Origin of the sequence: Vitreoscilla sp. C1 (assembly GCF_002951955.2) — a bacterium.
In the GTDB taxonomy this organism is placed as follows: domain Bacteria; phylum Pseudomonadota; class Gammaproteobacteria; order Burkholderiales; family Neisseriaceae; genus Vitreoscilla; species Vitreoscilla stercoraria.
Genome location: NZ_CP019644.2, coordinates 242,716 through 255,380, shown reverse-complemented (window position 1 = coordinate 255,380; position 12,665 = coordinate 242,716). Strand labels below are relative to the sequence as shown.

The window sequence follows — 12,665 nt, the reverse complement described above, 5'->3', positions numbered from 1 at the left end:
TTGCTTTATTTTTGAATGATTTGATTTAGGAACTCATAAAATAAAGCATGGGTCTATCCTAAGCCATTTTGAATGGCCAATGATGATTTGAAATACAGAAAGGTCAAAGATGAACAATATACCGCTGGATGATGAGAGTCGAGCCATGTTGCATGCCAATCGGAAATGGTATTTGCTGCTTGGGGTTGTTTTTATTTTGTTTGCAACAGGGCTGTTTACTTTTTTACCTTTTGCGACGTTTGCAGTCATTTTTTGGTTTGGTTTGGCCATGATGGTAGGTGGCGTGATACACATTATTGCGGGAGTGAAACTGTTTGATGGCGTGTTTCGCATTTTTTGGTTGTTGTTTGCCATTTTGTATTTTATTGCAGGCTATTATGCGTTGACGTCACCAGCACAAACTGCGGTTGCTTTGACCAACTTATTGGCTATTTTCTTAATCATTGCGGGTATTACACGCATGGTTGGGGTGTTTTTTGCAAAAAATATGCATGCCCGTGGCTGGACTTTCCTCTCAGGTGTGATTACGACCGTGGCAGGTTTGATGGTGTTGTTCACTCCGACAGCACCGTTTTGGGTTTTAGGCTTGTTTTTTGCCATGGATTTGTTGTTTCAAGGATTTAATTATTTGGCTTTGTCTTCTTATATCAAACGCGAAGTGCCTAAGCCTACTTAGTCGAAATATTAATTTTTATTAATTCAATTGACATATCAAGCCAGCTTCTTTGTAATGGTAAGCGTCCTGTAATCACAATTACAGGACGCTTTAACGATAGGGGGGTTGATATGTTTGATGTAGAAAGTGAAGACGATATTGCTTTGGAAATGTTGCAAGCAATCGAAGCAGAGCGCGATGATTTACAAGCGCAATTGCGACAGAAAAACCAAGAAATACATGCGTTAAATCAAAAATTAGAAGTCACAGAGAATAACTTGCGTAAGGCTAAGGCGGCAAAAAACAAAACGGCAGCGCAGCAACAAAGTGGTGTGTATTTGAAAATGAATGCAGTCAGTGAATATTATGATGGAGAAATCCGTTATTTCATCATTGAAGCTTTGAAAACCCACCGATTATATGGGCATCACAAGCGATACACACAATTGGTGGATGATTTAAAACAGCAGAATATGGAAGTTTTGCAACAAGTAGAACAAGATTTACAAGATTTAAGAGCGGTATTGGTCGGTTATAAAGGACCTACGCCACAAGTCATGGAGGCATTGGGCAAGTTTGGTATTGAACTGTTTGAAAACAACAAGCATATTAAAGCCCGTTTCGCCAATGACCATCAATATATGGTGACGTTGGGTAAGTCTGCCAGTGACCATAAGGCAGGTATAAATAACTTTAAATATTTTACAGACAATTTATTGCCAAAATTCAATTGAGTGAAGCCAGATGATGGATGATGTCAATCAAAGCGTCCTGCCAGATACAGGCCGCTTTGATGGTTTAAACAGCTATTGTTTTTTGGTGTAGTTTGAGCATGGCTGTGCGGGCAATCGGTTGAATGACCAAGGCTTCTGCCAATAAAACGATGAAAAAATTGCGTGGCCATTGATGCCACAGTGTCACTGCAAAGTTTGCATGTAAACCTTTGCTTAACATAATGCCGATGCTGGTCATGGCTAACGACATGCCAAACACAGTGAAAATCAAGCGAAACATGATTTTTGCATTACCGCTGTCTGTGGGAGGGCTGAGTTTGTGCATGGCTTTTTCTGCTAAGCGACCAATCAACATAGGTTCAATGACCATGGCAATGACAAACATCAGTGGCCACCATTTGAATATGGCCAATAAAGCTTGTTGATGCAAGCCTCCCATTATCCAATAGACGTTGAGAACCGTCATGAACAAACTGGTTAGAAAACAAATGATAGCGCCATAAATTGCCCCTTCGCGTGGTGTATGTGGCAAACGAGGATCTAATTGCATGGATTGTCCTAACAAAGCCATCGATTTTACGCAGTATTTTTTATGCGAGGTAAGTTGGGATTTTTTATGAGCAGGATTGATTTATACATCATTGAAAGTCTTAAAACTGTGAGCAATGCGGGCATTTATAAACGTTGAAATGATTTGGATATTTGTGATTTGGTACTCATTAGCCAAGAGCGTTGATGGTTGTATATCAAGTCTAAATTATTTTATGATGCTGTGTGTATTTTGGTGTTTAAGTGGTTTTCAACAAAACATTTAGATACAATAAACGCCAATATTTTATTTAGTTATCATAGTTAGAGAGCCATGGGCGTTGCTGAAAACCAATTTTTAGGATTTAGAATCAGGTCTTTGCGAAAAAGTAAAAAAATTACTTTGGCAAATTTGGCTCAAATGTGTGATTTGTCGATTGGCTATATCAGTCAGTTAGAGCGTGGTTTGGCGCAACCTTCAATTAATGCCTTAATCAATATCGCCCAACAATTGGGTGTGACGGTGCAGTGGTTTTTTGCATCCTCTGCACAAATTGTCAATGCTGCTGACAAAGGTTATGTGGTGCGTGCGGACTGTCGTACTCGGGTTGAGTATGAAAATGGAATTGTGGATGAATTTATGGCATTCGCTGAAAATCGACAATTGGAAATGTTGGTTTCCCACTTTCCACCTAATACTTTTTCAGACAAACAATATGCGCATGAAGGCGAAGAGGCTGGTTTGGTCATGCAAGGGGAGTTTGAGATTTGGGTAGGAGAGCGGCATTTTCAATTGAAAGAAGGCGATTCATTTAGCTTTTTAAGTACGCAGCCACATCGCTATGGCAATACAGGCAAAGAGCTTGCTAAAATTTTATGGGTGATTACACCACCCACTTATTAATAAATACATTATTTTAAAGCAGCTGTCTTATCGATGAAGACGGCTGTTTTTTTTATGGTAGGTTGCATTGAAAAACGGATATAAATTTTTATAAAAGTAAAAAAATATATTGATTTTTTACTTTTATCTGATTAATCTGCGATGACAGGTATGAAACATGCATGAAGTCATGGCGTTGTACAATGGTCTCAAAACAGATTAATCGATTCAGTCACAAAGGAAAAACAATGCAACCGATACATTTTAAATTAGAAGGCGATGCGCAATTTGGTGAAGCAAAACCTTTAGGTAAGCCAGTGGGTGTGCCAATTGCACAAGCACGTTTGGCTTTGAACGAAGAAGTGCCACAAGCAGACATTGGTTTTTGGGAATGTACGGTGGGCAGTTTTGAGCGTGAAATCATGCAAGCTGAATACAGTTATTTCTTAAAAGGTGCAGGCCGCTTTACACCTGTTGGTGGAGAGACGATTGAGTTTAAAGCAGGGGACAGCATGTATTTTTCTGCTAATACGCATGGCGTATGGGAAGTGGATGAGCCTGTTTGTAAAACGTATGTGATTTTCAAAGACAGCGCCCAATAAAATTGTGATGAGAAACATCAAGCAAGCATGGCCTTGCTTGATAGGTTGGTTTTGGATGTAAAAATTGATAAAAAATCTACAAAAATAGAGAGAATTGGAACATGTCATCATCTTTAACGCATTTGTTTGAGCCGCTAAAAATTCGCCATTTGAGCATCAAAAATCGTATTTTTTCAACCGGTCACGACACCACGATGCCAACCGATGGCACGATTAATGAGCGTTTGCTCGCTTACCATCAAGCTCGTATTGATGGTGGCGTGGGTATGATTGTGTTGCAAGTGTCGGGCGTTCACGAAAGTGCGCGTTATACCACGCATTTGTTGATGGCAACCGATGACGGCTGTGTTGAAGGCTATCGTAAAATGGCGCAGATGTGTCATGAACAAGATTGTGCGGTGGTGGGGCAGATTTTCCATCCGGGACGTGAAATTATGGAGGCGGGCGAAGGTTTGTTGGCAGTAGCATACTCTGCTTCTGCTGTGCCCAACGAGCGTTTTCATGTGATGCCCAAGCCTTTGAATCAAAAAATGATAGATGAAATATCAGCAGGTTATGTACAGGCCGCTCGTTATATGCATGAAGCGGGCATGGATGGTGTGGAGTTTGTTGCCAGTCATGGTTATTTGCCAGCACAATTTATGAACACACAAGTGAATTTGCGTGAAGACCAATATGGCGGTTCATTGGAAAACCGTTTGCGTTTCAGCGTGGACATTTTGCAAGCGATTCGGGAAGCCACTTCGGATGATTTCATCATTGGAATGCGCATTTCTGCTGATGAACAAGATGCCAGTGGTTTGGCGGCAGATGAGGTTTTGCAAATCACCCAAGCTTTAGAGCCTCATTTGGATTATGTGAACTTGACTTTGGGTACATCGGCAAGCTTAGGCGGTGCGATGCACATTGCGCCACCGATGGCATTCAAAGCAGGCTATGTGGCGGAACAAACCAAAATTTTCAAAGATCATTTGAATATTCCTGTGTTGATTGCAGGTCGCATCAATCAGCCACAAGACGCCAATGTCATCATTGAAAAAGGCCAAGCTGATATGTGTGGTATGACTCGTGCATTGATTTGTGACCCGAAAATGCCACAAAAAGCAGCTGACAACCAATTCGATGACATTCGTGCTTGTATCGGTTGCAATCAAGCTTGTATTGGTCACTTTCACAAAGGCCAACCAATTTCTTGCATCCAACATCCGCAAACAGGGCGTGAGCAACAATATGGACAATTGGCGCAGGCGCAGCAAACCAAAAAAGTCATGGTTATTGGTGGCGGACCTGCGGGCATGAAAGCGGCTTTGATTGCGGCACAACGAGGTCATCAAGTCAGTTTGTATGAACAAGCATCGCAATTGGGCGGACAAGCGTTGTTGGCACAAAACTTGTCGCGGCGCAGTGAATTTGGTGGTTTGATTACCAATTTGAAACAGGCTTTGTCACATCAAGACGTCAGCATCCATTTGAATACGCCCGTAGATGCGGCTTTGATTCAAGCGCAGCAACCTGATGAGGTGTTATTGGCAACGGGAGCGGTGCCGTATGAGCGGGCTTTGGAGGCACAAGACGACAGCGTACAGCGTTTGAATGCATGGCAATATTTGCAAGGCGCAAGTTTAAAAGGCAAATCGGTGTTGATTACCGATTGGCGTTGCGATTGGATTGCCCCCGGGATTGCAGAATCATTGGTCAAACAAGGTTTTGATGTCACGGTTGCTATCAATGGTTTGTGTTTGGGCGAGACTTTGCCTTTGTATGTGCGTGACGATTTGAGCGCGACGGCACACCGCTTGGGCATTCGTTTGTTACACAACAGCCGCTTGTATGGTTTTGATGCAGGCACCGTCTATTTGCAACACAATACCAGTGCTGAAGCCATTGAATTAGAAGGTATTGATAGCATCATCACGTGTGATGGGCATGTGGCTAAAGATGAATTGGGTGAGGTGTTGGAAGACATGGGCATACCATTATACCGTTTGGGTGATTGCAATACGCCACGCACAGCCGAAGAAGCGATTTATGAAGGTTTGAAATATGCTGCCATGATTTGATTGGCATGTTTTAAAGCGTCCTGTAAATGTTTACAGGACGCTTTTTTATTGGATAAAAACCAAAGTATGACTAATTGGCTAACCAAGCATTAAAACGAGCTGTCAACTCCTCTGAACGATCGACCCAATACGTGGCATTCCAAGCAAACGCACCTTGCATATTGGCAGGCGTAGAGGGCAAATCCGCTGCCAATTGAGGAGACACTTTGCTGATAGCCGCTTTATTGGTAATGCCATATGCTTGGGTTTCAGGTAGTTTAGATTGAATGTCTGCTGAGGTTGCATAAGCGATAAAATCCATGCCCACATCTTTATAAGGCGAGCCTTTTAAGATGGTCCAGCTGTCTATGCCATACAAGCTTTCATTCCATACAATTTTAAAATTGGTGCCTTCGGTACGGTTCATACCCGTGACGCGACCATTGAAAGCCGCTGCCATGCTCACTTCACCTGAAGCCAAAAATTGCAATGGTTGTGCGCCACTATCCCACCACAATACTTGCGACTTGATTTCATCCAACTTTTTGAAAGCTCGGTTGATGCCTTCTTCGGTTTCCAACAATGGATACACTTGATCGGTCTGTACGCCATCTGCCAATAAGGCAGCTTCTAAAGCGTATTCAGGCGTTTTGCGCAAAGAGCGTTTGCCTGGAAATTGTTTCAAATCCCAAAAATCTGCCCATGATTTCGGACCGTCTTGCAATTTATTACCGTCGTAAACAATCGCTGTTGACCACATGATTGAGCCGATGCCGCATTCGCTGAAAGTGGCACTGTCGATAAAGCTTTCTTTGCCGCCCAATTTTGCCCAATCCAAAGGCTCTAACAAGCCATCGTCGCAAGCTCGAATCAAGTCTTGGGCTTCCATTTGTACCACATCCCAATTGGCGTTGCCGCCTTGTACTTTGGCTTGAATGATGCCAAAGCCACCATCAAACACCTCGTCTAAAACAGGTTGTTTGATTTTCTCTGAAAAAGGCTTGAAATATAAGGTTCGTATGGCATCTTGATAATTGCCACCAGTGGCGGCAATGGTGAAGCTGCGTTGGTTGGAATGGGTATTAGAACTTGCTTGAGTATCTGTTGCCGCATTGCTGGTGGTTTGATTGCTTTGACCACATGCCGCAACTGCGAACAAACTGCTGAGGCATAAGGCGATTGATGCAAATTTCATAAACTTCCTTTGTAGAGACGTTTTTTATTTTTATAAAGTGTAAAAAAACATAAGTGGTATGTGAATGGGGAAAGCCTTTATCAAGATGATTTTTATTCCATGCTTTTGGCGAATTATTGCATGAGCATGGTTTAAAATTCATATTCAGAATAATTAGTTAAAAGTAAAAAATCAATATTATTTTTTACTTTTAATAAAATTTAAGCCGTTGTAAATTCGATTGAAAATGGTTTTTAAATGTTTGAAATATTAATGAATATTTGAATGTTTTATATGGATTATTGAAGAAGCGTCCTGTAAATCTTTACAGGACGCTTCTTAAGATGTGATTAAATGTATGAAGATACAGAAGGCGATAAGATGTCAAAATCACCTTCATCAATCCATCGCTTTATTAAAATCATGTGGGCGTTTGCCGACATCAGCAGAAGTATATAGGTTGATTTGCGGTTATTTGCGTTTGCGAAAATCGCTGGGATTTTCCACTTTGCGGTTTTTCCACAAGCCGATTTTCTTGGTTTTCGCTTTGGCTTGCAAAGACAATAAATGTTCTTTGTGGGCTTTGTTTTTACCATAAGTCGGATAAGCCCACGCATGGCCTTGGGTAATCATGGTTTCGTTGATGTTTTTGCCATTGCGGTACAAATCGCCGACATGGCGACCATAACCATCGACGGTGGTAATCAAAATTTGGACGTTTTTGTTCAAGACCATGCGTTGTAAAGCATGTGTGGATTCACTGCCGTAAACTTGCTTGCTTTCGGGGGCATCGATATAGGCTAGGCGCACAGTGGTTTGTTGGCGACTGAAAAAGCGTTTTTGGCAAACCACAGTATCGCCATCGGTGACACGGATGATTTTACAACGGTAAGTGTGGCCTTTTTTAAACGGTTCAGTCCAAATCATCCATAAGCGGTGTATTTGTTTTAAGGTGTAGACTACAACGACAATCAGCAACAACATTAACACTGCAACGACCAGCCATTGCCAATATTCTAATAACCAAGCTTTCAAAACCACATCCACATTCGTGCTGTTGCACATTAAAAAGAGAGTCATTGTAAAATAGATACACGCATTGCCAAAGCTTTTTTGCCTTAATATGAGATTTGTTTACAATGTGTACTATGACAAAAAAATAAGGAAAACCGATGACAGTAAAAACATGGCAAAGTTTGACTTTGGCAGCAGTAAGTATGGTTTTAGGCAGTTCTTTGGCTTGGGCAGCACCACCGAAATCGTGTAAATCTGTGAGTTTGGGTGCGGGTGCAGACAAAATGGTTTGTGTGTATGAAAGCCAAAATTTGAGCCAAGTTTATCAACATGTGCGCAGCGTGTTGGATGGTGGCGATTTATTGCGTGAACAATTTCCACAACAAGCTGTGAGCGATGAATTGCCTGAGAACAACGATGAGGGTTTGGTGAAGGCGGCATATTCATTGAAAAATGGTGCTTGGGTTATGGATTTGGGTTATCAAGGCGGTGAAACCACCGTTTTATTGCAACCTAAAGGTGGCAATGTACAAGTGGAAATTGTGATGTCTGCGGATTAGTTAATATGTATGCATCAAGCAGCCTGTAAACTTTACAGACCGCTTTTTTATTGGAATTAATAAGGTGAATCTTTGGGACAAGGATAAAAACGTTTGCTAGGCAAATGAGGTGTGTATGACATGGTTGTCAATGGTGTAAGCAAAAGGCAGATTAAAGCGCACAGGAAATTCGGTCTCTGTCCCCCATTTTTGGTATTCTTGCTCGCTTTTACCAATAGTGTGGTTGGCGTTAAAAATGCTGTAACGCAGCTTGAATTCATTCACAAAAATCGGTTGACCGTTTGCAATATAGCGATGCTCAACCGTTTGCTCTGTGAAGGTGAGGGCGTAAATTTTGGGAATGGGCATATGAGCGTTTTCTGCCAATTGACGGCATAATTTCAAACGGCGTGTTTCATTGGCAACATTCATCCAATCGCCTTGAAAGCTGCTGGGAATAGGCGGCATTGATTTTTTAAGATGGGTGGCATGCGCGGAAAAAAGGCAAAGATTGAAGGCGACAGCGATGAAAAGGTGGTGGGTGTGTTCATGGCATGGTCTTAATCAATGATGGTGAACAGGCATATGACATAGAGTCATGGCCTCGAAATTTGTTGACCCATGTCAGGTGTTTTTTTGCTTATTGATAGTCAGTTAGCGAAGATGAATGAATATGCCAATGATGTATATATTGAGAGAATGACACGGCTATTTCACATAAAAAAAGCGTCCTGTAAGCTTTACAGGACGCTGTATATTGTGACTGCTTAAGTCAATTAATGACCCACTACTTGATTGGCATTGCTAGCAGATTTTTTCTCTGGATACACAGCATTTTTCACCAACAAGCACACCATCATGATGACAGAAGGGATTGCCAAAACGTAGAACATGTTTTCCAAAGTCATTTCGCGCGCTACCATTTCAGCCATCAAGAATGAGCCTGCAATCGCACCGAAGCGACCAATGCCAGTCATCCAAGACACGCCAGTAGTACGACCAGCAGTTGGGTAGAAGTTGGCTGCCAAAGAAGGCAAAGACGATTGGGCTGTGTTTTGGAAAATACCTGCCAAAATCACCACAGCAATGAATGCCGATACGCCCCAGCTCAAAGACACACCAATGATGCCTACAAACACAGCAGTTAAAATGCTGAACAAAGCAATCAACAAGTTACCGTTAAAGCGGTCCATCAACCAACCATTGGCAATCGCGCCCAAACCACCCAAAGCAAACAAACCAGAAATCACAGGACCTAATTTAGGATCCATACCTGCACCTTTGGCTTCGGCAATCAAAGTTGGCATCCAGTTGATGATGGCATAAAACACCATCAAGCCCAAGAAGTAAGATGCCCACAACATCACCGAACCCACGATGTAGTGTTTAGACAATACTACTGACATACCACTTTGTTGATTGGTTGTCACAGGTGCTTTTTCAGTCAAGACGAATTCGGTTGCTTGGTTAGCAGAAGGGTCGATTTTGGCCAAAGTGCGTTTGATTTTATCCAACGGGTGTTTGTTCAAAACCATGTAGTTTACAGATTCAGGAATCATAAACAACATGATGATGCTCATGATCAATGGAATCGAGCCACCCACAATCAATACAGACTGCCAACCAAAATTAGGAATCAACCACGCTGAAACAAAACCGCCTGCTGCCGCACCCAAAGGAAAACCACAATACATGGTGTTCACCAAGAATGAGCGTTTTTTCTCAGGACAAAATTCAGACAAAATGGTCACAGCATTAGGCATCGCTGCACCCAAGCCCACGCCTGTGATGAAGCGTAAAATTTCTAATTGAGTCAAGTTGGTAGCAAAAGCAGAGGCAATGCTGAATGCAGAAAAAATGAATACCGATACGACCAACATCAATTTGCGACCGACTTTGTCAGCCAAAGGACCGAATGCCACTGCACCGAATGCCAAGCCAAACAAGGCAGCACTCATCACAGGAGCCAATTCTTTTTTCTCCATGCCCCATTCTGCGAGCAAGCTTGGTGCAATGTAACCGATGGCAGCGGTATCCAAGCCATCAAAAAATGCCACTAAAAATGTGAATACGAAAATCATCCACTGAAAGGATGACAGCTTATGCTGATTGAAAAATTCCTGCACGTTAATCTTCATTTGGTCTTCTCTTCTGACTAGTTGTTTGAGAAGCCTCGCGTTTATTATGTTTAAAATGCATATTTAATATGCTTAGTTATACGAGGCGAAGATGCATATTAGGGAGCTATAGTCATTTCTGGTGTATGACGAACAAATGAAGAAGGCGTATCCTGTTGATTGATTTCCGACCAAAGATTTCAACCAACAAAAGGAATACGCCATGACTGATTCTAACCCAAATGCATTCGTACAACCACAGCAAACATTCAATGACCCATTGACCGATTTGCTGCGTCAGGGAGCCAGGGAGTTGATTGCCAAAGCAGTTGAAACCGAATTGCAGATTTTGCTGGAGCAACACTCACCCAAGAAACTTCCCGATGGTCGCCAAGCATTGGTCAGAAATGGTTATTTGCCGGAACGAACAGTGCAGACTGGCATTGGTGATGTACAGGTGAAAGTGCCGAAGGTACGAGATCGCAGTGGTGACGGTGTGTGTTTCAACAGTCAATTGTTGCCGCCTTATTTGAAACGTACCAAAAGCATCGAAGAATTGCTGCCATGGCTGTATTTGAAAGGCATTTCCACAGGTGACCACCAACAAGCTTTGGCGGCTGTATTGGGAGAGCAGGCCAAAGGCTTGTCAGCCAATACCATCAGTCGTTTGAAGCAACATTGGACGGACGAACATCGGCAATGGAGCCAGCGGGATTTAAAGGGCAAACGCTATGTGTATTGGTGGGCCGATGGCATTTACAGCAATGTGCGATTGGACGATAGACTGTGTTTGCTGGTCATCATTGGTGTGACTGATCAAGGACATAAAGAGTTGGTGGCGGTTGAAGATGGTTATCGGGAATCTGAAGTCAGTTGGTCAGAAGTGTTGATAGGCTTGCGTTTGAGGGGTTTGGAAACCAGTCCAAAATTGGCGGTCGGCGATGGTGCGTTGGGCTTTTGGAATGCCATGGCCAAGTCTTATCCAGACACCAAACATCAGCGCTGTTGGGTGCACAAAACGGCCAATGTGTTGGCAGCCGTACCCAAATCGGTACAAGGCAAATTGCGAGAGGCTTTGAAAGAAATTTGGATGGCCGAAACCAAAGAAAGTGCAGAACAAGCCTTCAAACAAACAGTGGCTCGCTTTGGTGACAAATACCCCAAAGCCATTAACAAACTGGTGAAGGATGAAGAAGAGTTATTGGCATTCTATGACTTTCCAAATGTGCATTGGACGCACATCCGCACCACCAACCCGATTGAATCCACGTTTGCTACCGTACGATTGCGTAGTAAGCGGGCTAAAAACTGCGGTTCCAGAGAAACCACTTTGGCGATGGTGTACAAATTATTGGAAACGGCCCAAAAGCGTTGGCGCCGGATTCAAGGATTCAACTTATTGACCTTGGTGGTCAACAACGTCATCTTCAAAGATGGCAAGCAGGAAGACGAGCAATCAACAGAGAAAGCGGCCTGAATGCCATACACCAGATTTGACAATAACTCCATATTAGGCGCAATTTTGTCTAGGAAATAGCAAAAAACTTATCTAATTGATATGTTTTAAATGCATAGCTGAATTAATGTATTCGTTTATTTTTGGTTGATTTTGACATGAAATAGTCATATTTTGAGTATAAAAATACCCATTAATGTGGCAGATGCATCAATGGGCGTCATGTATAAATTGTTTTCTAATTGCCTGAAGAAAAATAGATTTTTTCTTTAGATTTTGGTGCAATGACATACACTTCTTGGGCATGGCGATTTTTGAAGTTTAATTTAACGTTTTTATTCACAAAGGTTTCGTTGATGGGTTTTATTTTTGCAATATTGTCATCGCATGCATCGACATTGCCATCGGCTTCTTGCTTGTAAATCATTTTACCTGTTTGAAAATTGACATCAATTTTTGTCCAAGAATCACAAATACGCCCACTGGAAGATTGGTAGCCGATTAATTCAAATTGACCATTTTGATAGCGATATTGGTCGCGTGTGTCCCATTTCCATGAGCTGCCACCGGCGTGGTTGACAAACAAAGAGCCGTTTTTGATGCTGATTTCTTGAAACGGATCGCCCATCATACCACCTGCTTGGGAAGGCAAAATCACTTGTTGGCTTTGTTGCCACAAGCTGCGTTTACCATTTTGGATTTTGAATACTTCCAATTTGCGTATGCTGCCTAAATCATTGTTGCTTGGGCGTCCTGTATCGGTCACCACCACGATTTCTGCTTGCCCATCACCATCCAAATCCCCGCGCGCTTCGCCTAAAACCTGTGCTTGTGCCCATTGAGCCGTGCCTAAAACCATACTGATAGCGATGATTTTGTGTATTGTTTTCAACATTTTTCTCCTAATCTCAATATGCTTGCAAG

General features: G+C 42.4%; 13 protein-coding genes. 7 read left to right on the top strand and 6 right to left on the bottom strand.

Annotation, left to right across the window (positions count from 1 at the left end):
- The first annotated feature begins 109 nt into the window (after positions 1 to 109).
- Together ADP71_RS01280 and ADP71_RS01275 are read left to right on the top strand one after the other, a co-directional pair.
- Positions 110 to 676: an HdeD family acid-resistance protein gene (locus tag ADP71_RS01280; protein WP_026353411.1), complete on the top strand. Its 567-nt coding sequence runs from the start codon at positions 110 to 112 to the stop codon at positions 674 to 676.
- Between the two features lie 110 nt (positions 677 to 786).
- A complete protein-coding gene (locus ADP71_RS01275; protein WP_019957513.1) occupies positions 787 to 1,389 on the top strand; it encodes a hypothetical protein in 603 nt (200 codons plus the stop codon).
- A gap of 64 nt (positions 1,390 to 1,453) precedes the next feature.
- Here the strand turns inward: ADP71_RS01275 and ADP71_RS01270 are convergent, their stop codons facing one another.
- Entirely contained in the window at positions 1,454 to 1,939 is a 486-nt protein-coding gene (locus ADP71_RS01270; protein WP_158667042.1) for a DUF2798 domain-containing protein, read from the bottom strand.
- Between the two features lie 312 nt (positions 1,940 to 2,251).
- Here ADP71_RS01270 and ADP71_RS01265 point away from each other — a divergent pair, with 312 nt between their 5' ends.
- The 3 genes from ADP71_RS01265 to ADP71_RS01255 all read left to right on the top strand — a co-directional run bounded on the left by ADP71_RS01265 (position 2,252) and on the right by ADP71_RS01255 (position 5,462).
- The gene (locus tag ADP71_RS01265; protein ID WP_019957515.1) at positions 2,252 to 2,821 is read left to right on the top strand and encodes a helix-turn-helix domain-containing protein; all 570 of its coding nucleotides are present in this window, start codon (positions 2,252 to 2,254) and stop codon (positions 2,819 to 2,821) included.
- A 227-nt stretch (positions 2,822 to 3,048) separates the two neighbouring features.
- Entirely contained in the window at positions 3,049 to 3,402 is a 354-nt protein-coding gene (locus ADP71_RS01260; protein ID WP_104931306.1) for a cupin domain-containing protein, read from the top strand.
- A gap of 101 nt (positions 3,403 to 3,503) precedes the next feature.
- Positions 3,504 to 5,462, top strand: a complete 1,959-nt coding sequence (locus ADP71_RS01255) for an oxidoreductase (protein ID WP_019957517.1) — start codon at positions 3,504 to 3,506, stop codon at positions 5,460 to 5,462.
- Positions 5,463 to 5,532: 70 nt separating this feature from the next.
- Here ADP71_RS01255 and ADP71_RS01250 read toward each other — a convergent pair whose 3' ends face one another.
- Together ADP71_RS01250 and ADP71_RS01245 are read right to left on the bottom strand one after the other, a co-directional pair.
- The gene (locus ADP71_RS01250; RefSeq protein ID WP_171460827.1) at positions 5,533 to 6,636 is read right to left on the bottom strand and encodes an ABC transporter substrate-binding protein; all 1,104 of its coding nucleotides are present in this window, start codon (positions 6,634 to 6,636) and stop codon (positions 5,533 to 5,535) included.
- A gap of 450 nt (positions 6,637 to 7,086) precedes the next feature.
- Positions 7,087 to 7,680 carry a thermonuclease family protein gene (locus tag ADP71_RS01245; protein WP_171460826.1) on the bottom strand — a complete coding sequence of 198 codons (594 nt, stop codon included), beginning with the start codon at positions 7,678 to 7,680 and terminating at the stop codon, positions 7,087 to 7,089.
- Positions 7,681 to 7,787: 107 nt separating this feature from the next.
- Here ADP71_RS01245 and ADP71_RS01240 point away from each other — a divergent pair, with 107 nt between their 5' ends.
- On the top strand, positions 7,788 to 8,189 hold the full coding sequence (locus ADP71_RS01240; protein ID WP_019957520.1) for a hypothetical protein: 402 nt from the start codon (positions 7,788 to 7,790) through the stop codon (positions 8,187 to 8,189).
- Positions 8,190 to 8,285: 96 nt separating this feature from the next.
- Here ADP71_RS01240 and ADP71_RS01235 read toward each other — a convergent pair whose 3' ends face one another.
- Both ADP71_RS01235 and ADP71_RS01230 read right to left on the bottom strand, forming a co-directional pair.
- On the bottom strand, positions 8,286 to 8,600 hold the full coding sequence (locus ADP71_RS01235) for a hypothetical protein (RefSeq protein ID WP_158667041.1): 315 nt from the start codon (positions 8,598 to 8,600) through the stop codon (positions 8,286 to 8,288).
- A gap of 344 nt (positions 8,601 to 8,944) precedes the next feature.
- Positions 8,945 to 10,306, bottom strand: coding sequence for an MFS transporter (locus ADP71_RS01230; protein WP_040755620.1), 1,362 nt, complete (start codon positions 10,304 to 10,306; stop codon positions 8,945 to 8,947).
- Positions 10,307 to 10,508: 202 nt separating this feature from the next.
- On the opposite strand from ADP71_RS01230, the gene ADP71_RS01225 reads away from it, so the two are divergent.
- The gene (locus tag ADP71_RS01225) at positions 10,509 to 11,762 is read left to right on the top strand and encodes an IS256 family transposase (RefSeq protein ID WP_104931213.1); all 1,254 of its coding nucleotides are present in this window, start codon (positions 10,509 to 10,511) and stop codon (positions 11,760 to 11,762) included.
- Positions 11,763 to 11,979: 217 nt separating this feature from the next.
- On the opposite strand, the gene ADP71_RS01220 is transcribed toward ADP71_RS01225, so the two are convergent.
- Complete coding sequence (locus ADP71_RS01220; protein WP_019957523.1) at positions 11,980 to 12,636, bottom strand: hypothetical protein; 657 nt, start codon at positions 12,634 to 12,636, stop codon at positions 11,980 to 11,982.
- Between the last annotated feature and the right edge of the window lie 29 nt (positions 12,637 to 12,665).

Excerpts from the sequence above, each read along its gene's own strand:
- ADP71_RS01280 (WP_026353411.1), top strand. The coding sequence starts at position 110 with ATGAACAATATACCGCTGGATGATGAGAGTCGAGCCATGTTGCATGCC.
- ADP71_RS01275 (WP_019957513.1), top strand. The coding sequence starts at position 787 with ATGTTTGATGTAGAAAGTGAAGACGATATTGCTTTGGAAATGTTGCAA.
- ADP71_RS01270 (WP_158667042.1), bottom strand. The coding sequence starts at position 1,939 with ATGCAATTAGATCCTCGTTTGCCACATACACCACGCGAAGGGGCAATT.
- ADP71_RS01265 (WP_019957515.1), top strand. The coding sequence starts at position 2,252 with ATGGGCGTTGCTGAAAACCAATTTTTAGGATTTAGAATCAGGTCTTTG.
- ADP71_RS01260 (WP_104931306.1), top strand. The coding sequence starts at position 3,049 with ATGCAACCGATACATTTTAAATTAGAAGGCGATGCGCAATTTGGTGAA.
- ADP71_RS01255 (WP_019957517.1), top strand. The coding sequence starts at position 3,504 with ATGTCATCATCTTTAACGCATTTGTTTGAGCCGCTAAAAATTCGCCAT.
- ADP71_RS01250 (WP_171460827.1), bottom strand. The coding sequence starts at position 6,636 with ATGAAATTTGCATCAATCGCCTTATGCCTCAGCAGTTTGTTCGCAGTT.
- ADP71_RS01245 (WP_171460826.1), bottom strand. The coding sequence starts at position 7,680 with ATGTGCAACAGCACGAATGTGGATGTGGTTTTGAAAGCTTGGTTATTA.
- ADP71_RS01240 (WP_019957520.1), top strand. The coding sequence starts at position 7,788 with ATGACAGTAAAAACATGGCAAAGTTTGACTTTGGCAGCAGTAAGTATG.
- ADP71_RS01235 (WP_158667041.1), bottom strand. The coding sequence starts at position 8,600 with ATGAATGTTGCCAATGAAACACGCCGTTTGAAATTATGCCGTCAATTG.
- ADP71_RS01230 (WP_040755620.1), bottom strand. The coding sequence starts at position 10,306 with ATGAAGATTAACGTGCAGGAATTTTTCAATCAGCATAAGCTGTCATCC.
- ADP71_RS01225 (WP_104931213.1), top strand. The coding sequence starts at position 10,509 with ATGACTGATTCTAACCCAAATGCATTCGTACAACCACAGCAAACATTC.
- ADP71_RS01220 (WP_019957523.1), bottom strand. The coding sequence starts at position 12,636 with ATGTTGAAAACAATACACAAAATCATCGCTATCAGTATGGTTTTAGGC.